This is a genomic window from Dinoroseobacter sp. S375, assembly GCF_049800775.1.
Classification (GTDB): domain Bacteria; phylum Pseudomonadota; class Alphaproteobacteria; order Rhodobacterales; family Rhodobacteraceae; genus Dinoroseobacter.
The window spans coordinates 31252-55106 of sequence record NZ_JBNAFR010000019.1; the positions used below are offsets into that span (position 1 = coordinate 31252).

A 23855-nucleotide genomic window follows, 5' to 3' on the forward strand; every position below is an offset into this window, starting at 1 on the left:
TGCCGAATCTTCCACCGGGCGGAGCGTCAGGCGCCGCGCGCCATGGCCATCCGCCGCGTGGTGTGATCTGACAATCGGGCGGTACGGCTCTGGGCCTCCCACCAGGTATCGAGATGCTCTTCGAGCAGACGCGCCTCGGACTCGTGACCCAGCGAGACCGCGCAGGTGCGGGCATGGACAAAGAGCGAGATCGAATAGCTCAGCAGCCGGTGGTACTGCGCCAGGATCCGGGTGTCGCGGGGGCTGCCCGGACCCCAATGGGGATCGAGCCCGTAGTGCAGGGCATCGGCGCAGATCGTCATGACGCTGTTGCAGACGCCGGGTTCCGGCATGGGCTCGGCCAGATCGAGGATCTCTGCCAAGGCGGCGGTGGCGTCGCCGCTGCCGGCAATGCCATCGCGCAAGACATCCTTGACGGTCAGGGTTGCCGCCGCATCCAGCAGCTCGGTCGCGACACCGCGCGTGCCGCTGACCGCGTAATAGAGATCCAGCAACGTTTCGGAATAGAGAAGGGCAAGTGCTTTCGCTGACATGGATCTACCTGTGATTGTGCTTGCCTGTCGTCGCACCTCAACGTTTTGGTGCCGGTCTTGTTCCTGACTTTTATCCTCCGCGATGGGTCATCCGGGCACGCCCGTCTGCGCGGTGCGACGGTCCCGGTCCCGGTGTGCCAATCCCGTGCGATCCAGAAAACTGATCCAGTTTAGTGTTTTGCCAGATGATCGATTTGGCCGGGAACGGACCCGGCCCGCTGCGGTTGCCTAGACATCGACCAGAGCACGCGGCCATTCGTCGCCGCTGCGGGTGTTGGTGCCAAAAGGTTCCATTTTTCAGGAGATGACGACATGAATCCGATTAAGACAGGCTTTCTGATGGGGGCGTCCGCAGCTGCGCTCATGGCGGCCAGCCAGCTCGCTTACGCGCAGACCACACCGACCACCGAAGACGGCGCGGTTGCCAACGTGGCCGGTGGCCAGGTCGTCGTGGAGCAGGAGGACGCCACGGTCGACGTCACCATTCCGGAGCCCTCGGTCGAGGTCACCCAGGGCCAGCCCATCGTAACCGTCGAGCAGGCTCAGCCCGAGATCGTCGTGACCGTGCCGCAGCCCACCGTGAGCGTGGAGCAGCAGGCGCCGATCATCACCATCGAGCAGGCGCAGCCGCAGGTCACTGTCCGCATTCCCGAGCCGACCGTGACCGTCCAGCTGCCTGAGCCGCAGGTTGATGTCGCCACGGGCGAGCCGACCATCGCCGTCGATCAGCCCGAGCCGATCATCCGCTTCGTGCGTCCCGAGCCGAAGATCACCGTCGAAGAGGCCGAGCCCAACATTCGCGTCACCCGCGCGGATCCTCAGGTCAATGTGCAACGCGCCGGCGAAGCGCAGGTGGACGTCTCGCAGGCCGAGGCGAATGTCCGTGTGGAACAGTCCGATGATGCGGATATTCAGGTCTCTGCCGCCGCAGAGCCCGAGGTCAATATCGTGCCCAGCGAAGGTGCGGATATCGAGATCGAGCAGGCCCAGGCCCGCGTCGTCATGGAAGAGTTCGGAGAGGATGGCCGTGGCGTCATGTCCGAGCCGAACCGCGAGCGCTATCGCAGTGCCGTGCGGGATCTGCCGCTGTTCAACATGACAGTGGACGATCTGATCGGTCGCAGCGTCGCCACCGAAAGCGGTGAGGATGTGGGCGAGGTCGACTTCATCGGCAAGCGCGGCGACAAGCTGGTCGCCATCATCGGCGTCGGTGGGTTCCTCGGTATGGGTGAAAACGAGGTCGCCGTGCCCGTGCAGAAGCTGATCATGCGTCGGGACGAGCTGATCGTGCCGCAGGTCACGCAGGCCCAGCTGGAGCGGATGCCCGAGTTCAACGAAGCCGAAGTTGATCTTCTGGATCCGGGTGTGCGTCTGGCCGAGGCGATCGGTCTCGACTGATCCTTCGACGAAAGCATCGAGAGGCCGCGCAATCGCGCGGCCTTTTCGCGGGCGCGGGGCTGCGCGGATCACGTCGCCCGACCCCCTGTCCCGACCCTGACACGCAGGGATCGCGTGCGAGACACGGAACCACTTGGCCCTGCCGGGGGTTCGTTAGCTGAATTACAAAAGAGGATACTCCCATGAATGAACAGGTTTCCATCCCCGCCCAGTCTCAGGACGCGATGCCCGCCCATGAGCACGAGATGACGCCGGCGCCGGATTATGCACCGCGCTATCCCGGGAGCGGCAAGCTCCATGACAAGGTGGCGCTGATCACCGGCGGAGATAGCGGCATCGGGCGCGCCATCGCCGTGCTTTTTGCGCGCGAAGGTGCCAAGGTCGCCATCGCCTATCTCAGCGAGACCAAGGATGCCGAGGAGACCAAGCGTCTGGTCGAGGAAGAGGGCAGCGAGGCGCTGTTGATCGAGGGGGATCTCGGCAAGAAGGCCCACGCGGAGGAAGCGGTCAACGCGACCATGATCAAGTTCGGCAAGCTAGACATCCTGATCAACAATGCCGCCCAGCAATGGCTGGACGAGGATCTGACCGAGCTCAGCGAAGAGACCCTGCGCCGCACGATGGACAGCAATGTGATGTCCTACTTCTTCTGCACTCAGGCGGCGCTGCCGCATCTCGAATCCGGTGCGTCGATCATCAACACCTCGTCGGTCAACGCCTTTGCGGGCATGGGCTCGCTGATCAGCTACTCGACCACGCGCGGCGCATCGCTGGCGCTGACCCGGTCGCTGGCCGCCAATCTGGCCGACAAGGGCATCCGTGTGAATGCGGTGGCTCCGGGCCCGATCTGGACGCCGTTCATTCCGGGCACCATGCCCGCCGAACAGGTCGAGGATTTCGGGTCGGAGACGCCCATGGGCCGCGCCGGTCAGCCTTGGGAGGTTGCGACGGCCTACCTGTTCCTCGCATCGGCTGATGGCAATTACTACACGGGCCAGACCCTGCATCCGAATGGTGGCATGGTCGTTGGCGCCTGATCGCTGTCTCAGCAACCCGACCATCTACGAGGTTTACCCACGCTCGTTCCGGGACACGACCGGAACGGGGGAGGGGGACCTTCAGGGGGTGATCGACGGACTGGATCACATCGCGTCCTTGGGCGTGGATGCGATCTGGCTCGCGCCGGTCTATCCCTCGCCTTGGGCCGATGGCGGCTATGACGTCTCGGACCATCGGGGGATCGACCCCCGCTATGGGGACCTGTCGGATTTCGACCGATTGGTCGCCGAGGCCGCCCGCCGGGGGCTCAAGATCATCATGGATATGGTGTTGAACCATACCAGTGATCAGCACCCCTGGTTTCAGGCGGCGCTCGCGGGCGATGACGCGGCTGCCGAGCGCTATGTCTGGCGCGATGCCCGCCCGGACGGCACGCCGCCGAACAACTGGATGTCGTTTTTCGGGGGCCCCGCATGGCGGTGGGAGCCGCGGCGCAGCCAGTATTACCTGCACCAGTATCTCTACCGGCAACCGGCGCTCGACATGCGGTGCCCGGCCGTGCAGGAGGACCACCGCGACACCCTCAGGTTCTGGCGGGATCGGGGCGTGGCGGGGTTTCGGTTCGACACGGTCACGGCCTATTTCCACGACCCGGAACTGAGGGACAATCCCTGCGCCAGTGAAGAGGTCCGGGCCTGTGTCGAGGGGCCGCCCAACAGCCCTTATCACATGCAGGATCATACCCATGACCTGCTGCCCGGGGATTGCGCGGCCTTCATGGAGAAGGTCCGCGACTGGGCCGGGCCGGATATGTGGCTGATGGGGGAGTGTACCTCCGGCAACAAGGCGTTCGAGCTGGTGCGGGCCTTCACCGGCCCTGACCGGCTGGACGCGCTGTATACCACCGCCATTCCCGAGGGGGTCGGATCACCAGAGGTCTTTGCCAAGGCCGCGGATGAGATTGCTGAACCCGGGGCGCTGCCTTGGTGGTTCGGGTGCCACGACCAGCCCCGGGTTGCGTCTGGTCTGGGCGATGGCTCGGCAGAGTCCGCGCGGTTCCACATGGCGCTATTGGCGGCGCTGCCGGGTCCGGCCTTCTTCTATCAGGGGGAGGAGCTGGGCCTGCCGCAGCCGGATCTGGACCGGGACGAGATCATTGATCCGTTCGATCTGCGGTTCTGGCCGGACCATCCCGGGCGCGATGCGGCCCGCGTGCCGATCCCATGGACGCAAGGCCCGGCATCGGGCTTCACCTCGGGCACGCCGTGGCGTCCGATGCGGTGGGACGACTCCCATTCGATTGCGCATCAGGAGCAGCAGGATGACAGCATGTTGGCGCAGACCCGCGCCCTGCTCGGTGCGCGGCGCAAGTTCGGCTGGGCGCAGGCTCGGGACCGGGTGCTGTCGGCGCAGGACGACCTGCTGGAGATCCGGGCGCAGACCGATGCGGGCCCGCTCCATGCGGTGTTCAACTTTGCCGAAGGGTCGCGCCCGATCCCGGATGCGCCCGAAGATCCGCTCTTTACCCAAGCCTTGGAAGGTGGCGCGCTGGGGCGCTGGGGCTTCGTGATCGCGTCTCCGGACGGGTGAGCGTCGCGGGCATCCCTGACGGCGAGAGGAACCAATCGACAGGCCGGTGGTTGCCCCTAGACGCTGCGGCGCGGGGCGCTCCGCCGCTTTGAGAAAAGGACAAGATCCATGACCGACATCACGTTTGACGCCATTGTCATCGGCGGGGGATCCGGCGGCCTCGCCTTCGCGCAGAAGGCGGCGGATCTGGGCGCCCGCGTCGCGCTGGTCGAAGAAGACCGGCTGGGCGGCACCTGCGTGAACCGGGGATGCGTGCCGAAAAAGATCCTGTGGTCTGCGGGCCAGCATATGCGGGCGGCCCGTGCCGCCGCAGCCGTGGCCGTGGCCGCGCCAAGCGCGCTCGACTTCCCGGCACTGGTGGCGCGGCGCGATGCGCATATCCAAGGCCTTCGCGACAATTTCGAGGACAGTCTCGACACTGCGGGGATCCGTTTGATCCGCGGCACGGCGGAAGTGGACGGCACGGCGGTCACGGTTGCGGGCACGACCTACAAGGCCCCGCATGTGGTGCTGGCCGTGGGCACGCGCCCCGCCGAGATGGACATTCCCGGTGCCGAGGCCCTGAGCGACAGTCAGGACGCGCTCGCCTGGAGCCATGTCCCCGCCTGCCTGACCATCGTGGGTGGCGGCTACATCGGCTGCGAATTTGCGGCGATCTTCCGGGCGCTCGGGGCGGAGGTGACGCTGGTCCATGACGGCGCGCGGTTGCTCGACGGGTTCCCCGATGCGCTGGCGGATCATGTTGCCATGACCCTGCGCGAGGCGGGGGTCACGCTCCAGCTTGAGGATACGCTGGCGGCGGTGGAGCAGGCGGAGACGGGCCTGCGATACATGCTGGACAGCGGGACTGCCGGGTTGGCCGAGAAGGTCGTCGCGGCCGCGGGCCGCACGCCGAATGTGGACCGGCTCGGCCCGATTGCCGAGCATCTGGCGCGCGCAGACAGCGGCGCGATCGAGGTCGACGCGCGGCTCGCGACCTCGGTTGAGGGGGTCTACGCCATTGGCGATGCGGCGGATCGGCTGCCTCTGACACCGGTGGCAACCGCCGATGGCACCACCTTGGCCGAAATGCTGTTCGGCGAGGGGGGGACGTTGATCGATCTCGACAGCGTGGCGACGACGACCTTCGTCTATCCGCCGGCCTCCTATATCGGGACGGTGCCCGAGGACGCATCGCGCGCGGCGCAGTTCCGCCCGCTCAGCGACCATATCCTGACCGATGCCCAGGGTCCGGAGCCAGAGCTTTACCGCATCGGGATCGATCCCGAGACGCAGGCGATCACCGGCGCGCAGATCGTGGCGGAGAAATCCGAGGACATGATCGCGCTGCTGGCGGCTCTGCGCACCGCAGGCGCGGCGGCGCCCAGTCTGGATCGCACGGTCGCCGTGCACCCGTCCTTTGCCGAAGAATTCTTCGGTTCCTGAGTTCGAATTGTGAAACGGAGTATCCCATGGACTTGAAAATCAACGGAAAGCGCGCGCTGATCACCGGCGGCTCTGGCGGCTTCGGCAGGGAGACCGCGCGGATACTCCTCGATGAGGGCGTCGATGTTACCCTGACGGATGTGGATGAGGACGCGCTGCGCGCGGTGGCCGAGGATCTCGGCACGGCCCATCAGGTGGCGGATCTGTCTTCGGTCGAGGGGGTTGCAGAGCTCTTCGAGGTGGTCGGCACGGGGTTCGACATCTGGGTTCATGCGGCCGGGGTGACCGGGGCCAAGGGCGATCCGCTGGAGATGGATGAAGAGGCGTGGTCCCATGCCCTGAACATCGATTTTCTGTCCGGGGTGCGCATGGCCCGGCATCTCTGCCCCGAGATGATCGAAAGGCAGTGGGGCCGGGTGGTGTTTGTCACCTCCGAGAACGTGGCGCAGCCCTATCCCGACGAGACGGTCTATAACGCATCCAAATCGGCCCTGCTGAGCTTTGCCAAGAGTGTCGCCATGCAGCATTCCGCCAGCGGTCTGCTCGTCAACGCGATTGCGCCGGCCTTCATCGAAAGCCCCATGACCGACGGCATGATGGAAAAGCGGGCCGAGGAATTGGGCGTGTCCAAGGAGGAGGCGATCGAGAGCTTCCTTGAGGAGGAGCGGCCCTATCTGGTGCTGGGTCGCCGCGGCAAGGTCGAGGAAGTGGCCCCGGTGATCGCGTTGCTGTGCAGCGAGCGGGCTTCGTTCGTCACGGGCTCCAACTGGCGCATCGACGGCGGGGCGGTCGGATCGCTCGACCTGTGACGCTGACCCGTCGCGCGCAGGTCGAGGCCCATATCAAGGCCACACCGATCGAAGGCAGCCCGGTCGAACGGCGCGCGGCCTTTCGCCGGTTGGCGGAGCCGGGCCCTGCAGGCGCGCAGGAGCGGATTGGCGGTGTGGCGTGTCGGGTCTTCGGGGCCGGCGCGCCGGTGGTCTGGCTCCATGGGGGCGGGTACATGTTCGGCGATGGCGAGAGCCACGCCGCCTGTGCCGCGTTTCTGGCCGAGGCGGTGGATGGCGCGGTGATCGTGCCGGAATACCGCTGCGCGCCCGAACACCTTTGGCCCGCGCCGCAGGAAGACGCTCTCGCGGTTCTCGCGGAGCTGGGACTGGCCACGCCGCTGGTCGGTGACAGTGCCGGGGGGCATCTGGCCTTGGTGCTGGCGACCCAGACGCAGGCGCGTCCGCGCGCACTCGCGCTGATCTCGCCCAATACGGACCGGACCGGGCGCAGTACGACCCGGCGACCCAACACCCCGAGCGACCTGATGAATGCGGATGCCGAAGATGCCCGACTGGCGGAGATCGCCTTTGGCGACCGCCCTGCGCAGGACCCGGAAGTCTCGCCGCTTCTGGGGCCGCTCGACCGGTTGCCGCCCCTCTACCTCGCGGCCTCACGCGCGGAGGTTCTGGCCGGGGACGCCGCTCTGCTGGAGCAGGCCGCCCGGGCGCGCGGGGTTGCGGTGACGGCGCGGTGGTATCCGGATCTGTTCCATATGTGGACGCTCTGGCCGCGCGCGATGGCCGAGGCGCGCGAAACCCTGACCGAGGTCGCCGAGCATATTCGGGCCCAAGGCGGTGCCGACACAGCCTGAACCGTCGGGTTGGGGACATTGCGGGGCCTGGCGCGGGCGTGCGCGCGTCGTCAGGGGGGTGGGCCGCCGTGTGGAGATTCTGCTCCGCAGAAGGGAACAAGTCCCCCGCGGAGCGGGTTGGCCTATCAGCGGCGCGCCTGCCGCGACGCCCGAAAGGTTTCTTTGTTCCACGATGACCCTGCTGTCTCTTCCCCCGTTATACAGATCCCATGTGATGCTCGATTTCGATGGCACGCTGGTGGATCTCGCCCCGACCCCGGATGCCATTCGCGTGCCCGACACGCTGCCACGGCTTCTGTCCCAGCTTGATACGCAGAGCGACGGGGTCACCTTAATTTCAGGACGCGCCGTCGAGGATCTGGACCGGTTTCTGCCGGACTTCCCCGGCTCGGTCTATGGCTCCCACGGTGCCGAGCACCGAGCGCGGCCGGGGGCGGAGGTCGTCCACGCCGTGGAGGCGGAGGATCTGACCGAGGCCCATGATGCCTGCGACGAGATCGCGGAGGCCCGGGACGGGCTGATCTGCGAGCACAAGCCCATGGGGGCCGTGTTGCATTACCGTCAGGAGCCGCAGGAAGCGTCCTATGTCTCGGCGCAGATGCAGCAGGTTGCCGACGGTTTGGAGACCTTCGATCTGCATCAGAGCAAGATGGCGCTGGAACTGCGCCCGCGCGGGCCCAGCAAGGGATCTGCGGCGCGCCGGATCATCCATGCGCTGCCCGACGCGATCGTGCCGGTCTTTGCCGGGGACGACCGCACCGATGAAGAGGCGATTGCCGTCGTCAACGCCGCTGGCGGTATCACGATCAAGATCGGCGAGGGCGAGACCGCGGCTCAGCATCGATTGCCCACGCCCGCGGCTGTTCACCAGTGGTTGTCCAGTTGGGCCGAGGGGGAAGCCGCATGTCTGGCCGTCTGATCGTCGTGTCGAACCGCGTGCCCACGGGCGCGCCCTCTGGCGGGCTGGTCGTGGCGCTTCACGAGTGCCTGTCGGCCCGTGGCGGCATCTGGGTCGGCACGTCGGGCGAGCTGGTGGACAGCCCGGGCACCGAGCTGCGCCAGATGCAGGCAGACCCCTACGAGATCAAGGTGTTCGACCTGACCCATGACGAGCATCGTGACTATTATGCGGGCTATGCCAACAGTGTCCTGTGGCCCCTGTGCCACCGGCGGATCGACCTGCTGGAGCTGTCGCGGCAATACTACGCGACGTACCGCGCGGTGAACGAGCGTCTGGCCAGAATGCTGGCCGCGCATATCCAGCCGGATGACCGGGTCTGGATCCATGATTACCATTTCCTGCCTTTGGCCGGGTGTTTGCGCGCCTTGGGCGTGACCGCGAAGCTAGGCTATTTCCACCACATTCCGTTTCCGACCGAGACCGACCTGCGCGCGCTCCCCGAAGGTGAGGACCTGCTGGACTGGTTGAGCGACTATGACCTCGTCGGGCTGCAAACTCAGGGGGATGTGGCGGCGGCACTCGACATTTACCGCCGCCATACAGATGGCGAGCAGTTCCTGACGGGCGATGTGCTGTTCCGGGGCCGGCTCGTGGCGCTGCGGAGCTTTCCCATCGGGATCGATGCGGACCGCTTCGCGTCCCAGGCCGGGCACGAGGATGGCCGGGCGATGATGCGGCTGCGCGAGAATGAAAAGCTGGTGATCGGCGTGGACCGGCTGGATTACTCCAAGGGCCTGCCGAACCGGTTGCAGGCTTTTGGTGCCTATCTCGACCGTGCGGCCCCAGACGCCCCCCGCACAACTCTGTTGCAGATCGCGCCACCGTCGCGGGGTGACGTCGAGGCCTATCGCGAAATCCGCGCCGAGATGGAACATATCGCGGGCCATGTGAACGGATTGCATGCGCAAATCGGCTGGACGCCAATCCAGTATCTGCATCGTGCCCTATCGCGAGACCAGATCGCGTCGCTGTACCGGGCGGCGGATGCCGCTTTGGTAACCCCTCTCGCCGACGGGATGAACCTCGTGGCGAAGGAATTTATCGCCGCTCAGGACCCGGAAGATCCCGGTGTTCTGATCCTGTCGCAATTTGCCGGCGCGGCGGAGCAGTTGTCGGAGGCGGTGATCGTCAACCCCCATGACATTCAGGCCCTCGCACAGGCCGTGGACACGGCGTTGAACATGCCGCGCAGCGAACGCGTCAAGCGGCATGCAGCCCTGCGGGCGGCCGTTTTCGACAAGGATATCGACCATTGGACGCACTGTTATCTGGAGGCGTTGGACCGGGCCGGTGAGCCCGAGCTCAAGGAGCTTGAAGAGCGGGTCAAATCCGAAACCGGGTCCACCCCGCTCGCAACCGCAGCGGGCTGAGAAGGTCATGCGCGCCCGGATCGGACGCGCATGACGGCGTGCTCTAGGCGTTTTCCAGCTCGGAGGAAATCGCCGCCTCGATGTCTTCGAGCGGATGGTTGGTCAGAACCTTTGGCACATCCAGCATGAGACGGTCGGTCACCTCCTTGTGCAGCGCGCTGCGCAGGGTGGACAGCACCACCCGGCTGGCGATGATCACCAGATGATCGAAGGCGCCGCGCTGCGCATAGGAATAGAGGCGATCGGACAGGTCCTTTGCGAACCGCTCTTTCTCAAGCTCATGCCAGTCGGTGTCGTCCACGGCTGAGCGCTGCACCCCGGGGCCATCATTGAACCGGCCGGGTTTGTTCGCCGCCCAGTCCTGGGCTTTGGGATTGTCCTGCTCTTCCTTGCGCAGAACGTCCAGGTTCATGTCCTGATCATCTCCGCGATTGATGAGGAACAGGGCCTTTTCGCCGTCCGCGATCAGCACCCAAGCCTTGGCGGGCAGTCCGGAATGTCGGTCAGCCATTGTCTGTCGTCTCCCTTTCGGTGGATTTCGTCACCCGCGTTGTCCCGGCGGGTCGCTCGGTCGCGCGCTTGAGCGTATCGCGCGTGGCGATGTCGCGTTGCAGGCTGCCGCCAGCGCGGCCGCTCTGTTCGATGGTGCCTCGGGCGCCGAGGATCTCCTTGGTCTCCTGACGACCGTCCTTGGATCGATAGCGCTCTGCCATGGGGGTCTCCTGTTTTGAAAACGTGCCAGTCGCGATGTCCGGATGCGGGAGGGCCGGGGGCCGCTCCGGGTCAGGGCGTCGATGCGCCCGACCCGGGTCCGGTCACCCCGGCGCGCCCTGCGGGACAGCGCCGTTATTGTGCCGCCATGGGCGTTTCACCCACAAAGGCCCAGGCCTGATCGGCTTCGGCAGCCGAAAACGCCTTGGCCTCGACCGGTATCAGCTTGTCCATGAAGCCGATCATCTTCTGCGCCTTGGCCGGAGCACCGATCACCGCATAGCGGCGCAGCTCGGTGAGCGCGCGGAAACGGGATTCGATCACGTCGCCATCGAACATGCTGTCCCAGTCGCTGCCGGTGAAGCCGGAGAGATCGAGCAGCATGTCGATCTTCTCGTCATGGCGATCAAAGGCGTCGTTCATGAATTCGGCGAGCGCCTCGGCGGCGTCGTCATCCATATGGCCGGTGATGCGGAAGGCGTAGACCGACGGCGAGGTGGTCGAGATTTGCTGAATCGGGCCGTGTTGGAACAGGTCCATGGAGGTTCTCCTCAAATTGGTTTCTGCTAGACCAACCCGGCGGCAGGGAGGGAGGTTCCCGAAGACCCGTGCCAAAGCGGTGATCCGGGATGCTCGTGGCCCGCGAGACCCGGGGGAGCGGACGTTCCCTGCGGCGCCGCAGGGACCGGTTTGACGGGCGGAAAGGCCATGGCGCTGCCGGTGCATGGAAATGAGCGATCCTTGGAAGGAACGTGACGAGATTTCTCGCCATGCGAATTACATGCGGAGCCGCCTTCGTTTGACGCCAGTCGATCTGGAGGGTCCGGGTTTCAGATGCAGAGACCGATTCTCGGTACAGTCGACGAACGCGACAAGAAACCGGTCGGACATGATTTCCACATCTCAAAGGAAACCGGCAGGATCTGAGTCCCTCTTGAAAGGGCGTGCGCAGGATCAAGACCGAGGGTGTGACCCCTCAGTTCGAAAGCCTCATATTACATTCCAAGGCGAAATCCGGACTGTCACGGACCAGGGATTAAGCGATTGGAGTCAGCGGTATTGGCCAGAGCCTTTTCAGACCCCTGACCGGGGCGGGGTAGGGCCGTTGGGCTCTCGGCATCCTTCTGAGAATGCTTCGCTCCACCCGCGCCTACCGCTTGGTCTATTCCCTCCTCCATTCACTACGGTGGCGCGTTTGCCCAGGCGCTTGCCTTTTCCCGATCTCCATACGTTTCGGTTGTGTCGAAGCCGTTCTGTCGTGTGGAACAATAGGGTGTTGGGCGGTTAACGGGACGTCTCCAACCCATGGCGAGGTCTTCCGGGAATTCGTGGTCCAGTGACGGGGAGGCCATCGCGCGCGAGGTTCGGGCACACGGGCCACGGGCATCTGCGCAGCGCGACCGGTTTGGAGGTTTGCAGTGGTGAAACGGCCTGGTCCGCGTTAGATACGGGGTGCCCTCTGCTGGTGATGGAACGCTCGTGACCCGACTGAAATTGCTGAAACTCGTGTTCCTGCGTTACTACCGAAGCATGGGGTTGCGCGTCTTTCTCTATGCGCTCCTCTCCGTTGGTGCGACCTTGGTCAGCCCTTTGGCCAACACGTTCATCGGGTTTGAGTTCTCGTCGGATATCGATTTCTCGTCGGTCACGCCGGTGCTCACCATTCTGGCAAGCAGCATGCTGGCCGTGTCGACCTTCTCGTTGAGCATCATGGTCTCGGCCCATCGCGCCGCCGCCAACACGGCCACCCCGCGCATGCACCGGATCCTGCTTGAGGATACGACAACCCAGTCGGTTCTGTCGGTCTTCATCGGTGCCTTCGTCTACTCGTTGGGCTCGCTGGTTCTGTATCGGCTCGGCTTCTATCCAGAGGACGCGGCGCTGCTGGTCATGGGCATCACCACGGTTGTCGTGGTGGCGGTGATCCTGTCCCTGCTGCGCTGGATCAACCACCTGACCACCTTGGGCAGTTTGGAAAACAGCATGCGCACCGCGCAGACGCGCGCCGAAGAGGCCCTGCTCGCCCATGCCCGTCACCCGCGCTTCGGGGCGTCGGAGCTGAGCGATGACATCGTCATGCCGATCGAAACCCACCCGATCTGCGCACCGCGCTCCGGGTATCTGCAGCTGATCGACATGGCGATGCTGCAGAACTGCCTGGGGGATCACGCGACCCTGTATCTCGAAGCATGGCCCGGGCAACATGTGCTGACCGGCGCGGTGATCGGGCATGTGGCTGGCACGCTGGACGCGGCGACCCGGGACAAGCTCCAGAACGCCTTCACCTTTGGTCATACGCGCACCCATGAACAGGATGCGGAATTTGGGCTCGTGGTGATCTCCGAGATCGCGTCCAAGGCGCTGTCCCCGGGCCTGAATGACCCGGGAACCGCGGTCGAAGCACTCATGGTGCTGAAAACCTTGCTCTGGCAATACGCACGTGAACCCGCGCAGGACGATGCGCCCACCGCGCCGCGTGTGATGGCGCGCTTTCCAGGTCCGGCGGAGTATGTCGAGGCCGCCTTCGGACAGCTGACGCGGGACTGTATCGGGAATTTCGAGGTGCTGCGGCAACTGGTGCAATGCCTCGCGGTTCTGGCGACCTCCGACATGGCGGAGCTATCTCAGGCCGCCCGCGTCATGGCGAAGGATACCCTTCGGAGGGCAGAAGAGGCCGGGATGTCGGAGCCGGATCTGGCGCTGCTGCGCTCCGATGCGGGCGTCACCGCGCCCTAGCCTGCGCGCCTGTTCCCACGGATGTCACCCGTCGCGATGCTGCGATCCTGTGCTGTCTGCTGTATATCCCCGCACAGGCGATGCCGTGGCCCGGGCGCGCGGCCCGCTGCCCTGCAAAAAATCCTGCTTTGGTCGCATCCTATGTCATAAGTTAACCGCTCCCATTCAGGGACGTGGTATGTAAAATGATACCCGCCCAGGCCCGCGATATGGGGGCCCCTCCAAAGGACCCCAGACGATCGTTACCGACGTGCTACAACAAATTGAACCCTCTGAAATCGTTGCAACATTGAGGGAGAACCTTCTTGTTCTGACGGAAGACCTTGTCGTGGAATATGCAAATGATCGATTCTTTGCGACTTTCGACGTTGATCGGGACGAGACCATCGGCTGCGCGCTGGCCAGCCTTGGCAATGGACAATGGAACATACCGTCCCTGATTGATGCGCTGGGTCGGATCCTCGACCATGGCCATACGGTCGAGGATATCGAGGTCGACCATGTCTTTGAACATATCGGGCGACGGGTCATGCGGCTCAACGCGCGCAAGACGGTGCGCCCGGGGAACGGATCGCGGCGCATCCTGCTGGCCATAGAAGACGTCACCGTCGAGAGCGATACGGCGACCCAGCTCGAACGCGAACGGCTGCTGTCGACCGGTATCGTCGATACGCTCCGCGAGCCCTTGCTCGTTCTGGATGAGCGGCTGGCGGTGATCTCGGCGAGCCGCGCCTTCTACAGCAGCTTCCACGTGAGAGAACGCGAGACATTGGGCCGACGGCTGGATGATCTCGGCAATGGTCAATGGGCGATCCCCGAGCTTCTGGACCTGCTGACGAATGTCGTGCCCAAGAACACGTCGGTCGAGGATTTCGAAGTACGCCATGACTTTCCCGAGATCGGCGAGCGCACGATCCTTCTCAACGCCCGCAAGGTATACCGAGTGGGGAACCATACCCATATGCTCCTGTTGGCGATGCAAGACATCACCGAACGGAAGCAGCTGGAGGCAGAGCGGGCGCAAGCCCTGGACACGGCCAACCGTTTGCTCGAAGAGCTCAACCACCGCGTGATGAACAGCCTTGCGATGATTGCCGGCATCATCTCGATGGAGGCGCGCAAACTGAGCGACGAGGCGGCGCAGGCTGCCTTTGCCCGAATGCGCGCCCGTCTGGATGCCGTCGGGCGGCTTTACCGGACCCTGTCACGGACCGGCGCGGTGGATCATGTGGATTCCGAGGAATACCTGAGCGCCCTTGCCGAGGATCTGGTGGTGTCGTCGGGAAAGGTCGACCCGCCCCGGCTGAAGATCGAGATCGACAAGACGCCCCTGTCGACGCGCACGGCGGTGCCGCTCGGTCTCGTGGTCAACGAACTGATCACGAACAGCCTGAAATATGCCTTTGAAGGCGAGGGCAGTGGCCATCTCGGGGTGACCCTGCGCGTGTCAGGTAATGAGAGCCACCTGACGATCTCGGATGACGGGATCGGGATCGACCCCGAGGCGCGGGTGGATTCCGGTCTCGGTCAGAAGCTGACGGAAGCCTTCACCAGCCAGCTCGAAGGCAAGATGATCACAAGGAGCGATCACACGGGCACGACGCATGAGCTGTTCTTTCCGCTAGAAGCCGTTCAGAATGCATAGTAGCGGGGCAAGCGCCCTGACCGGTCGGCGCGGCTCCCGGAGCAGATCCGGCCGGATGGCGAAACATGGCTGCACCGGGGCGACACCGTCCGAAGCGCGCTTGCGGGGATCCCGGCGCGCACGAAAGCGCCCGGTCACGCGGCCAGCATCCCGCATGCGCGCCCCTTGGACAGGGCTACGCGCGCAAAACGACCCACTGGCCCGAGCAGACCGGCCATCCTCAGGACTGGGTCAGGAGGTGGTCCCACAGAACCGCCATCGGCACGGGCTTGCCAAAGGCGCGGGCCCCGTAGTGTTCCAGTTTGGTGGGCTCTATGCGCTCACCTGAAATGAAGCAGATCCGCGCCCCCTGCGCGATCAACTGGTCTGCCAATCCGAATGTCTGTCCATCTTTGAGGTTCAGGTCCAGCACGCCCCAGTCGAAGCGGGTGTCCGCCAGCGCATCCAACCCCTGCGCGACCGACGGCACGGCCACCACATCGCCTATGCCCCGATCCTCGGCTTCCATCTGGAAATCCAGGGCGACAAGCGCTTCATCTTCGGCCAGCAAGATCCGCATGGTCGCTTCATCCCCAGGTTAACCCGACGAAACCTACCGGATCGGTTTGGCTTTACAAGGCACCGGACCTAGAGTTTCGACCCAGCAAGAGTGCGCCAAGGACGTATCGTGTACCATCAACGTAATCTGAACCAATGGCTTCTGCTGCCTCTCATCACGGTCATGTCCGCGCTTTTCGTGTCCGGAGCGATCCTCTATCGCACCTACCAGACCGAAAACGAGCTGCGTGCGCAGACCACCTTGTCCACGAGTATCCTCGGCCATCTTCGGCAGATCGAAGCCGGTGTGCTGGATGCCGAAACCGGTCAGCGCGGGTACATCCTGACGGGCAATCCGATCTATCTCAGCCCCTATGAGACCGGTCCGGAAACCTATCGGAGTAATTTCGAGGCCTTGTCAGGCCTTTTGTCGGGCATCGCAACGCCGACGCAGCGCATCGCGCTCGAGCAGCTGTCATCGCTGGCGGATCTGAAATTCGCGGAGCTTGCCGAGACGATCCGGTTGACAGATGCCGGGCGCCGCTCCGAAGCACTCGACCTGATCAACAGCGATGTGGGCAAGGAGTTCATGGAAGAGATCCGCACCCATGTCCGCGATCTCGAGGCCGAGGAACAGGTGATCCTGCTGAGCGCGCTGAGCGGGGCGCGCGCGGCGCGGGACACCACGGCGTCGATTCTGGTCGCCGCGGTTACCCTCATCGCGATGCTGCTGGGCTTGGTCTGGTATCTTTTCTCGCGTGCGATCCAGCTCGACCGGACCGAAGAACTCCTGCAGGAGGTGGGGCAGCATCGCGACCGGAACGCCCTGCTGGCGCAGGAATTGAGCCACCGGGTGAAGAACCTGTTTGCGATTGTCACAGCGATTGTCCGGATGACCGGTCGCGGCGAAACGGATGTGCCGACCGTAATCCGCAAGATCAGCGAGCGCATTGGGTCCCTGTCTCGCGCCCATGCCCTCACGGCCAGCGGTACGGATAACGTCACCATCGCCCTGTCCGATCTCGTGGACACCATCCTCGAGCCCTATGTGGACGAAGGGCACGCCTATTCCACATCCGGGGACCATCTGGTCATTCCCGAGACCCACCTGACCCCTCTTGGGCTCATCCTGCACGAGTTGGTAACCAATGCGGTGAAATATGGCGCATGGCGCAAGGACCATGATGGTGAGCTGGCGATCCGCTGGACAATTGAGGACGACGCGATGGATCAAAATGCCTCCGTCGTGAGTTTGACATGGGAAGAGACGGCAAAATCAAAAGGCGGGACAGCGCAGACGGACCCGGATGGCAGCACCCCGTCCTCCGGGTTCGGCTCCAGAATGATGGAGATGAGCGCGCAACAGCTTGGCGGCACCGTGGAGAAGGACTGGAGTGACGGGCTGCGCGTGGAGCTCCGGTTTGATCTGAACACAGGCATAGACACAGACAACTGAGAGAGGCATCGCTGTGACACTTTCCATTCTTGTTGCAGAAGACGAAGCCCTGATTGCGATGCAGATCGAGATGGATCTCGAGGATGCGGGCTATCGGGTTGTGGGGCCGTGCATGTCACTGTCCGCTTGCTTTGACGCCCTTGCAGCCCAGCGGATCGACGCTGCTGTTCTGGATGTTGATCTGGCGGATTACGATGTCTTCCCCGTCGCGACAGAGCTGGAAAAACGCGGGATAGATTTCGTGTTTCATACAGGGCGCGGCCAGCGGGACAGGATCATCGCATTGTTTCCCGACGCACCAATCTGCACGAAACCCGCAGAGGTTATCGTCTTGCTGCGCAGTCTGGAATTGCCAAAGGTCGCCCCCTGACCCAGCGCCGCATCGCGAGAGCATCGCACGGTTGAGGACCCGACGCAGCCCGGGCGAAATCTCAGGAACGCACAGGCTCGCGGACCTTTGGTCGCCGCGCTGCCGTCACAGCAACTCGTGCGGCAGGCCCTCGGGCACGTCGATGCGCAGGGTTTCCCGCTGCGCCCAATCGGCGAGCCACGCCGCCGCGCCATCGCGCTTGCGCAAGGCCCGGTCCGATTTCGGCGGGACCCAGCCATAGATCGGCTGTTCGCGATAGGCGGGTTTCGACATGCCGAACACCCAGCGCATGTTCCCATAGGTGGCCGGATCGCGCCCATCGAGGGACAGACGATCATTCAGGTAACACGCGGTCTTCCAGGCGGTCTCGGGATCCCTCGTCCATCTGATGATCTGCTTGCCCCAATACATGCGCAGATTGTTGTGCATGTAGCCGGTTTCCAGCCATTGCTTCTGCGCCGCGTTCCAGGTTTCGTCATCGGTCTGCCCATGCAGAAGCGAATTGAGCGTGTAAAGGGTCGGCCGGGGGTCGCTCGCGTGGTCCAGCAGCGAGCGCCTCGGACGCTCGGGCACGGTCGCAAAGCTGTCGGGTGCGTCGCTGCGATAGGCAAGATAGTGGAAATACTCGCGCCAGGTCAGAAGCTCGTCGAGATACTTCCATTTCGCATTGGCGGGCAGATCGGCGGCCCGCACAGCGGCGGTGATCCTGCGCGGTCCGATCACCCCGAAATGCAAATAGGGCGAGAGCCGCGAAACCCCCGTTTCATCTGCCGGATTGTTCCGGCGATAGGGGTAGTTCTTGAGCGATGCTGCGATGAACTGGTCGAGAGCAGCCTGTGCCGCGGCGGCGGTGGGCGGAAACTCGGGGCAGGGGGGCAGGCTGTGATCTATACCGCAGGCCGCGATGATCCGGGCAATCTCGGCGTCACTGGCATCCGCCAATGCATCCGGCGCGAAACACACCGGACCGGAATAGGGCCCATGCGCGCTGTCGAAGTCGCTGTCATGGGCTTCGAACTCGGCGCGCAGCGCCCCATGCGCCTTGCGAAAGGACGGGGTCGTCGTCAGCCCGTCCGGCATCGCCTGACTTGGCACCAGCCGGGCGGTGTCGATCGCAAAGACCGCCCTTTGCGCCCGTGCCGCGAAGCGGGTCGCCTGTGCACGCGCCACATAGACCGGATGATCATCAGTCAGCACCGCAGCGGCCTGCTCCGCCAGGCGATAGACCAGACCCTTTTCCCGGTGCGTGGCGCGGTCGATAAAGGACACTGCCCGCAATCCTCTGGCCCGGCAGCCTTGTTGCAGGTCGCGACTGGCCCCCAGCAGAAAGGCATGCAGCCGGTCGGACGCGTAAGGGTAGTCCTCGCGCACCCCGTGATAGACGAGGACCGGCAGGCCGAGCTGGTTGCCCAGGTCGATGGCGGCATCGATGGCCGGGTTATCGTGGGCACGCAGGGTCTGCTGCAACCAGCAAAGCACATAATCGGCGGCCCCCGCATCCCGCACGGGGACCGGATTGAGCGGACGCACCCGCGCTGCAAGGGCAGAGGACCAGTCAGGCATCGGCACCCCGCCGCGCCTGTCGCCGCACCTGCCGGGGTTTGCGGCTGCCATGCTTGTCAAAGATCTTCGCGGCCTCTTCCCGGGCCTCCTCCGTGCGGCGGAGCGCATAGATCCGCTCCTTTGCGGCGCGCGTCGTGCTTCGATACTCGACGATGGGCGCGGGATAGCCCTCGGGCGGCGTGTCCAGGCGCCAGGGCTCCTGCAGATCGGCACCGTCCAGCCCGGCCAGCTCTGGCACCCAGTCCCGGGTAAAGGTCCCGGTCGGATCCTGATCGTACCCCTGCTTGACGGGCGAATAGATCCGCACGGCGTTGATGCCCGTTTCGCCGGATTGCATCTGGCTCTGGGGCCAATGGATGCCCGGTTCGTAATCCGTGAAGAGCCGCGCCAATACCTGCCCGGATTGCTGCCACGGAAGCCAGAGGTTGTAGGACGCGAAGGACATCAGCATCGCGCGCATCCGAAAATTGATCCAGCCCGTCGCCCCAAGATACCGCATACAGGCATCCACGAACGGATACCCTGTCTGCCCGGTCGCAAAGGCGGTGAGCAGGCTGTCGTCATTCGGCACGGGCCTGAGCCCCTCATAGATCCGCGCCATGGGCAGATGCTCGATCTCCGGCTCCGCCTCAAGCTTCTGCATGAAATGGCAATGCCAATGCAGCCGCCCGATGAAGGACCGCAGCGCCCCGGGCCAGAGCCCGCGCGCCTCTTTCGGCAGTTCGGCGATCTCCGCCTGCCGGGCCAGAGTCGCCTGATAGATCTCGCGCATCGACAGGCTGCCCGCCACCAGATGCACCGAGAGCCGCGAACAGGCGGTCTCGCCGGTGACCGGGCTCGACATGGCTTTTTGATAGGGCGCACCGCGCTGGTGCAGAAAGGTCTCAAGCGTGTCCAGAGCGGCCGCGCGGCCCGGCGTCTGAAGCTGCCGGATCCCGTCATGGGACAGGCCGATCTCTTCCGCCTCGGGCACGCGGCTGTCGCCAAACGAGACCCAGCGGATGGCGTCGGGCACGGTTCGAAGCGGCTCCGACATCATCGCATCCCAGCGCTTGGACCACGCGTTCCGGCTCAGGTCGCGTCCGCGCCAGACACCGTATTGCTGAACTTCCTCAATGGGAATGTTCCGGGCGCGGCACCACGCGCGCACGGCCGTATCGCGCGCGAAGGTCCAGGCATTGCCGGTCTCCATATGCGCCATGAGGCGAAAGCGGCCATGGGCCGCGCGGATCCGCTCCAGCGCGTCGATGACCGTCCCCGTGTGAACCGCGAGCTGACCGCCCCGGTCTGAAATGCGCTGGCGCAGATCCTCGACCGCTCCCCGCAGGAATGCCCATTGCCGATAGCTTGTATCCTCCAGCGCCCAGTAATCCGGCTCGATCACATAAAGGGGCAGGACCGGCCCCTGCGCCGCCGCCAGGCACAGGGCCGCGTTGTCCTCAAGCCGCAGGTCCCGCTTGACCCACAGAACAGTCAGGATCGGATCACTTGCATGCGTGTCGTCTGCCGCTTTTGTCATGGGATCACCTCGCTTCACGGACCCGACCTCGCTGCGCTCCGCGGTCCCGATCCCTCCGGCGGGGGCGCATATGCGGGTCAACGTCCCGCGACGCCGGGGGGTTCCGGCGGGTGCCATGATCGCCCGTGCCCCGATTTTCCTTGCATCCACCCATATACCATCCATATAACATCCATGTAGATGGAGAATCGCATGAGCAACGTGACCCCGCTGCGGGACAAGCAACCAGAAAACGAAAAGATCACCCTGAATCTCGGTTTCGTCGACCTCGGACGCATCGATCTGCTGGTCAAGGAGGGGTTCTATTCCAACCGCAGCGATTTCATTCGCACGGCGATCCGCAATCAGCTGGACAGCCACGGTGAGGTTGTCAGCAAATCACTGGAACGCCACACCATGGAGCTCGGGCTGCGGGACTACACCGTGGCCGATCTCGAAGCGCTGAAGGCCGCTGGAGAGATGCTGCATGTCAAGGTCGTGGGGCTCGCCCGGATCGACCCGGACGTGACGCCGGATCTGGCTCTGCAAACCATCGGCTCCATCACCGTGCTCGGCGCGCTTCAGGCGAGCAAGGACATCAAGACCGCCTTGGGTGACCGCATAAAATAGGTCGCTGCACCCTCAACAAAGGACAGAACATGAAACATCTGAACGTCGGCGCGCTGCGCCGGGCGCATGATCCCGCACGTCTTGCCGCCGCCAATGACCTGGTCCAGCGGACCCTGGCACAGCATGGGCTCGTCGCGCCGCAAGGGGCGACGCCCCCCACATCCCCTCCCGAGATGCCCGACCTGTCCGCCTTGCTGAACAGGTTCAGTGGCGCGGCCCCTCGCCCGGTCACCCTTCCCGAAGGGGCCAGCTTCGCCGATGAGACCTATAGCTGCGCTGAGGGAAGCCGGCGCTACAGGCTCTATGTGCCCGCATCCGCATCCGATGATGCGCGCGGCGTAATCATGATGCTCCATGGCTGCACTCAGACGCCCGAGGATTTTGCGATCGGCACAGGCATGAACGAGCTCGCAGATCGCCATGGGTTCGTTGTGGTCTACCCGGCGCAATCGCGCGGCGACAACGCGCAATCCTGCTGGAACTGGTTCAGCCGCGGAGACCAGCGACGCGGTCGCGGCGAACCCGCGATCCTGGCGGGCCTCGCGCAAGAGATCTGCGCGGCCCATGACGTCGATCGGTCGGCATGCTTCGTGGCGGGCCTCTCCGCCGGCGCCGCTATGGCCGTGATCCTGGGTGAGGCCTATCCGGATGTCTTTGCCGCCGTGGGGGCGCATTCGGGCCTGCCGGTCGGGGCGGCCAAGGATGTCCCGTCGGCATTCGCGGCGATGTCGGGACAAGCGCTCGACGCGCCGGACCCTGTTCCGACGCAGACCCCCGCGCGGACCATTGTCTTTCATGGATCCGCCGACACAACCGTCAATCCGTCCAATGGCGCGGCCATCGCCCGGCGCGCCCGGGAGGCCCTGTCCCCGGACAGCCTCGGCCGTTCGGAGACCGGCACCGCTCAGGGCCGCTGCTACACCCGCGATCAATGCCATGACACGGCAGGTCGCACGCTGGTCGAACACTGGACCGTGGCGGGGCAGAGCCACGCCTGGTCCGGCGGACGCCCCGGCGGGTCCTATGTGGACAGTCAGGGACCGGATGCCAGCGCCGAAATGGTGCGGTTCTTCTTCGAGCATTCGGAGGCGCAGGGCTGACCCAACCCTACGCTCCGGGCTGCGGTGAACGCCGTTCCCAGGACCGGGTGACCACAATCCCCTCTCCGCGCCGCAGGAACCGCATGGAGAGGGGAGCGCGAATTAAACGGCCCGGCCGCATCTGACCGGCGAACGGACCCGAACACGCGGTAAGCACACCGCAATCAGCAGTCCAGCGTACTGCGGATAAGGTTTATTATGTAACTTTCTTCTTATTATATTTACCCAACGTACGCTTCGGTTGCAATAAAGTTACTTCACAGTCTGGGGACAAGAGAAATAATCAGCAGTTCTCACAACACATCAGCCAGCCCCAGACCGAAGCCCCATTCCAATTATCACGTACTAGTCGATTATTGTCGTACTCCCGAACTATTGATGATCCGAATAATGGTTGATGTTTCTCATCATAGTTATGTGAGCTACCCCCCGAAATTCGGACACTGACGTAAGCTACGAATTGCTGTCTGCTGATCTTCGACGAAGAGGAGATCAGAGATGTCGAAACGGAAGAACCATTCGCCTGAGTTCAAGGCCAAAGTTGCGCTTGAGGCATTGAAGGGCGAGCGGACGGTTGCTGAGTTGGCAAGCCAGTTTGGCGTTCACCCGACGATGATCCACAGCTGGAAGCGTGCGCTGCTTGAAGGCGCGTCTGGCGTGCTCGAGCGTGGTGGCCGAAAGACGCCGGAAGTGGACGAAGAACAGGTCAAGGACCTGCACGCCAAGATCGGGGAGCTGGCTGTGGCCAATGATTTTCTGTCACGAAAGCTCAAACCGTGGACCGGCAAGTGAGGCGGAAGATGGTTGAACCAGCCAATACCGATCTGTCGATTGGCAAACAGTGCAGGCTGCTGTCGATCTCGCGGTCATCATTCTACTACACGCCCAAGGGCGAGACGGCGATGAACCTGATGCTGATGCGTCAGATCGACGAGCAGTTCCTGGAAACACCGTTCTTCGGTGTCCGGCAGATGACTTGGCACCTGCGCAACGAGGGACATCTGGTCAACGAGAAGCGTATCCGCCGATTGATGCGGCTGATGGGGCTCATGCCGATCTACCAGAAGCCCAACACCAGCAAGGCGGCGAAGGGGCACAAGACGTATCCCTATCTGTTGCGCGGTTTGCGGGTGACCCGGCCCAACCAGGTCTGGGCCGCAGATATCACCTATCTGCCGATGCGGCGTGGGTTCCTGTATCTGGTGGCGGTCATGGACTGGTACACCCGCAAGGTGCTGGCCTGGCGCATATCCAACACGCTGGAAGCAGACTTCTGCGTCGAGGCGCTGAACGAGGCGATCCACCGCTTCGGCCCGCCCGAGATCATGAACACCGACCAGGGCAGCCAGTTCACGTCGTTTGCCTGGACCGACCGGCTGCGGCGATCCGGCGTGCGCATCTCGATGGATGGCAAGGGACGCTTCCTCGACAACATCTTCGTGGAACGGCTCTGGCGAAGCCTCAAATACGAATGCGTCTACCTGCACGCTTGGGAAACCGGATCAGAGGCGACGGCGGGTGTCGGAAAATGGATCGAGTTCTACAACCGCAAGCGCCCCCATTCCGCCCTTGGCGGCCAACCGCCAGCCATGGTCTATTGGCTGAGAAAAGACGAAACCCAACCCGATCAGCAGGAGCAGAGAGTAGCTTAGATCACGCCGGAAACTGTCCAAACATTGGGGAGTAGCTCA

At 64.1% G+C, this 23855-nt stretch carries 22 protein-coding genes; 15 read left to right on the forward strand and 7 right to left on the reverse strand.

Features of this window, described 5'->3' with window-relative positions; all coding sequences use genetic code 11:
• Positions 1-26: 26 nt before the first annotated feature.
• Positions 27-533 carry a DUF892 family protein gene (locus tag ACP150_RS22035; protein ID WP_424968885.1) on the reverse strand — a complete coding sequence of 169 codons (507 nt, stop codon included), beginning with the start codon at positions 531-533 and terminating at the stop codon, positions 27-29.
• 312 nt (positions 534-845) lie between these two features.
• On the opposite strand from ACP150_RS22035, the gene ACP150_RS22040 reads away from it, so the two are divergent.
• The 8 genes from ACP150_RS22040 (at position 846) to ACP150_RS22075 (ending at position 9918) form a co-directional block, all read left to right on the forward strand.
• Positions 846-1931 carry a PRC-barrel domain-containing protein gene (locus ACP150_RS22040; protein WP_424968886.1) on the forward strand — a complete coding sequence of 362 codons (1086 nt, stop codon included), beginning with the start codon at positions 846-848 and terminating at the stop codon, positions 1929-1931.
• Between the two features lie 182 nt (positions 1932-2113).
• Positions 2114-2968 carry a glucose 1-dehydrogenase gene (locus ACP150_RS22045; protein ID WP_424968887.1) on the forward strand — a complete coding sequence of 285 codons (855 nt, stop codon included), beginning with the start codon at positions 2114-2116 and terminating at the stop codon, positions 2966-2968.
• Positions 2943-4520 (forward strand): alpha-amylase family glycosyl hydrolase, encoded by a 1578-nt coding sequence (locus ACP150_RS22050; protein ID WP_424968888.1) that lies wholly within the window; start codon positions 2943-2945, stop codon positions 4518-4520. Before ACP150_RS22045 ends, ACP150_RS22050 begins: the two co-directional genes overlap by 26 nt.
• Before the next feature lie 108 nt (positions 4521-4628).
• Entirely contained in the window at positions 4629-5945 is a 1317-nt protein-coding gene (locus tag ACP150_RS22055) for a dihydrolipoyl dehydrogenase family protein (RefSeq protein ID WP_424968889.1), read from the forward strand.
• Positions 5946-5971: 26 nt separating this feature from the next.
• Entirely contained in the window at positions 5972-6754 is a 783-nt protein-coding gene (locus tag ACP150_RS22060; protein ID WP_424968890.1) for an SDR family NAD(P)-dependent oxidoreductase, read from the forward strand.
• Positions 6751-7587 (forward strand): alpha/beta hydrolase, encoded by an 837-nt coding sequence (locus tag ACP150_RS22065; protein ID WP_424968891.1) that lies wholly within the window; start codon positions 6751-6753, stop codon positions 7585-7587. Before ACP150_RS22060 ends, ACP150_RS22065 begins: the two co-directional genes overlap by 4 nt.
• A 214-nt stretch (positions 7588-7801) precedes the next feature.
• The gene (gene otsB / locus ACP150_RS22070; protein ID WP_424968892.1) at positions 7802-8506 is read left to right on the forward strand and encodes a trehalose-phosphatase; all 705 of its coding nucleotides are present in this window, start codon (positions 7802-7804) and stop codon (positions 8504-8506) included.
• The gene (locus ACP150_RS22075; protein ID WP_424968893.1) at positions 8491-9918 is read left to right on the forward strand and encodes an alpha,alpha-trehalose-phosphate synthase (UDP-forming); all 1428 of its coding nucleotides are present in this window, start codon (positions 8491-8493) and stop codon (positions 9916-9918) included. Before otsB ends, ACP150_RS22075 begins: the two co-directional genes overlap by 16 nt.
• A 43-nt stretch (positions 9919-9961) precedes the next feature.
• Here ACP150_RS22075 and ACP150_RS22080 read toward each other — a convergent pair whose 3' ends face one another.
• The 3 genes from ACP150_RS22080 to ACP150_RS22090 all read right to left on the reverse strand — a co-directional run bounded on the left by ACP150_RS22080 (position 9962) and on the right by ACP150_RS22090 (position 11169).
• Positions 9962-10429, reverse strand: coding sequence for a host attachment protein (locus ACP150_RS22080; protein WP_424968894.1), 468 nt, complete (start codon positions 10427-10429; stop codon positions 9962-9964).
• Complete coding sequence (locus tag ACP150_RS22085; protein ID WP_424968895.1) at positions 10422-10631, reverse strand: hypothetical protein; 210 nt, start codon at positions 10629-10631, stop codon at positions 10422-10424. The genes ACP150_RS22080 and ACP150_RS22085 overlap by 8 nt, the downstream gene beginning before the upstream one ends.
• 133 nt (positions 10632-10764) lie before the next feature.
• Positions 10765-11169 carry an STAS/SEC14 domain-containing protein gene (locus tag ACP150_RS22090; RefSeq protein WP_424968896.1) on the reverse strand — a complete coding sequence of 135 codons (405 nt, stop codon included), beginning with the start codon at positions 11167-11169 and terminating at the stop codon, positions 10765-10767.
• Between the two features lie 939 nt (positions 11170-12108).
• Between ACP150_RS22090 and ACP150_RS22095 the strand changes: the two genes are divergently transcribed.
• Together ACP150_RS22095 and ACP150_RS22100 are read left to right on the forward strand one after the other, a co-directional pair.
• On the forward strand, positions 12109-13365 hold the full coding sequence (locus ACP150_RS22095) for a DUF2254 domain-containing protein (RefSeq protein WP_424968897.1): 1257 nt from the start codon (positions 12109-12111) through the stop codon (positions 13363-13365).
• Positions 13366-13693: 328 nt separating this feature from the next.
• On the forward strand, positions 13694-15010 hold the full coding sequence (locus tag ACP150_RS22100) for a sensor histidine kinase (protein ID WP_424968898.1): 1317 nt from the start codon (positions 13694-13696) through the stop codon (positions 15008-15010).
• Between the two features lie 220 nt (positions 15011-15230).
• Here the strand turns inward: ACP150_RS22100 and ACP150_RS22105 are convergent, their stop codons facing one another.
• A complete protein-coding gene (locus ACP150_RS22105) occupies positions 15231-15569 on the reverse strand; it encodes a hypothetical protein (RefSeq protein ID WP_424968899.1) in 339 nt (112 codons plus the stop codon).
• Positions 15570-15677: 108 nt separating this feature from the next.
• On the opposite strand from ACP150_RS22105, the gene ACP150_RS22110 reads away from it, so the two are divergent.
• Together ACP150_RS22110 and ACP150_RS22115 are read left to right on the forward strand one after the other, a co-directional pair.
• Entirely contained in the window at positions 15678-17003 is a 1326-nt protein-coding gene (locus tag ACP150_RS22110; protein ID WP_424968900.1) for a sensor histidine kinase, read from the forward strand.
• A gap of 13 nt (positions 17004-17016) precedes the next feature.
• Positions 17017-17373, forward strand: a complete 357-nt coding sequence (locus ACP150_RS22115; protein WP_424968901.1) for a response regulator — start codon at positions 17017-17019, stop codon at positions 17371-17373.
• Between the two features lie 105 nt (positions 17374-17478).
• Here ACP150_RS22115 and ACP150_RS22120 read toward each other — a convergent pair whose 3' ends face one another.
• Together ACP150_RS22120 and ACP150_RS22125 are read right to left on the reverse strand one after the other, a co-directional pair.
• Positions 17479-18936, reverse strand: coding sequence for a deoxyribodipyrimidine photo-lyase (locus tag ACP150_RS22120; protein ID WP_424968902.1), 1458 nt, complete (start codon positions 18934-18936; stop codon positions 17479-17481).
• The gene (locus ACP150_RS22125) at positions 18929-20455 is read right to left on the reverse strand and encodes a deoxyribodipyrimidine photo-lyase/cryptochrome family protein (protein WP_424968903.1); all 1527 of its coding nucleotides are present in this window, start codon (positions 20453-20455) and stop codon (positions 18929-18931) included. Before ACP150_RS22125 ends, ACP150_RS22120 begins: the two co-directional genes overlap by 8 nt.
• A gap of 192 nt (positions 20456-20647) precedes the next feature.
• On the opposite strand from ACP150_RS22125, the gene ACP150_RS22130 reads away from it, so the two are divergent.
• From ACP150_RS22130 to ACP150_RS22140, 3 genes are all read left to right on the forward strand, one after another.
• A complete protein-coding gene (locus ACP150_RS22130) occupies positions 20648-21064 on the forward strand; it encodes a CopG family transcriptional regulator (protein ID WP_424968904.1) in 417 nt (138 codons plus the stop codon).
• Positions 21065-21093: 29 nt separating this feature from the next.
• Complete coding sequence (locus tag ACP150_RS22135; protein ID WP_424968905.1) at positions 21094-22164, forward strand: alpha/beta hydrolase family esterase; 1071 nt, start codon at positions 21094-21096, stop codon at positions 22162-22164.
• 498 nt (positions 22165-22662) lie between these two features.
• A protein-coding gene (locus ACP150_RS22140; RefSeq protein WP_424964469.1) for an IS3 family transposase occupies positions 22663-23816 on the forward strand; the annotation gives its coding sequence in 2 pieces (ribosomal slippage) (positions 22663-22924 and positions 22924-23816; 1155 coding nt in all).
• Positions 23817-23855 lie beyond the last annotated feature (39 nt).

Excerpts from the sequence above, each read along its gene's own strand:
- ACP150_RS22135 (WP_424968905.1), top strand. The coding sequence starts at position 21,094 with ATGAAACATCTGAACGTCGGCGCGCTGCGCCGGGCGCATGATCCCGCA.
- ACP150_RS22105 (WP_424968899.1), bottom strand. The coding sequence starts at position 15,569 with ATGCGGATCTTGCTGGCCGAAGATGAAGCGCTTGTCGCCCTGGATTTC.
- otsB (WP_424968892.1), top strand. The coding sequence starts at position 7,802 with ATGCTCGATTTCGATGGCACGCTGGTGGATCTCGCCCCGACCCCGGAT.
- ACP150_RS22125 (WP_424968903.1), bottom strand. The coding sequence starts at position 20,455 with ATGACAAAAGCGGCAGACGACACGCATGCAAGTGATCCGATCCTGACT.
- ACP150_RS22085 (WP_424968895.1), bottom strand. The coding sequence starts at position 10,631 with ATGGCAGAGCGCTATCGATCCAAGGACGGTCGTCAGGAGACCAAGGAG.
- ACP150_RS22060 (WP_424968890.1), top strand. The coding sequence starts at position 5,972 with ATGGACTTGAAAATCAACGGAAAGCGCGCGCTGATCACCGGCGGCTCT.
- ACP150_RS22040 (WP_424968886.1), top strand. The coding sequence starts at position 846 with ATGAATCCGATTAAGACAGGCTTTCTGATGGGGGCGTCCGCAGCTGCG.
- ACP150_RS22055 (WP_424968889.1), top strand. The coding sequence starts at position 4,629 with ATGACCGACATCACGTTTGACGCCATTGTCATCGGCGGGGGATCCGGC.
- ACP150_RS22075 (WP_424968893.1), top strand. The coding sequence starts at position 8,491 with ATGTCTGGCCGTCTGATCGTCGTGTCGAACCGCGTGCCCACGGGCGCG.
- ACP150_RS22120 (WP_424968902.1), bottom strand. The coding sequence starts at position 18,936 with ATGCCTGACTGGTCCTCTGCCCTTGCAGCGCGGGTGCGTCCGCTCAAT.
- ACP150_RS22045 (WP_424968887.1), top strand. The coding sequence starts at position 2,114 with ATGAATGAACAGGTTTCCATCCCCGCCCAGTCTCAGGACGCGATGCCC.
- ACP150_RS22035 (WP_424968885.1), bottom strand. The coding sequence starts at position 533 with ATGTCAGCGAAAGCACTTGCCCTTCTCTATTCCGAAACGTTGCTGGAT.
- ACP150_RS22080 (WP_424968894.1), bottom strand. The coding sequence starts at position 10,429 with ATGGCTGACCGACATTCCGGACTGCCCGCCAAGGCTTGGGTGCTGATC.
- ACP150_RS22050 (WP_424968888.1), top strand. The coding sequence starts at position 2,943 with ATGGTGGCATGGTCGTTGGCGCCTGATCGCTGTCTCAGCAACCCGACC.
- ACP150_RS22090 (WP_424968896.1), bottom strand. The coding sequence starts at position 11,169 with ATGGACCTGTTCCAACACGGCCCGATTCAGCAAATCTCGACCACCTCG.
- ACP150_RS22130 (WP_424968904.1), top strand. The coding sequence starts at position 20,648 with ATGAGCAACGTGACCCCGCTGCGGGACAAGCAACCAGAAAACGAAAAG.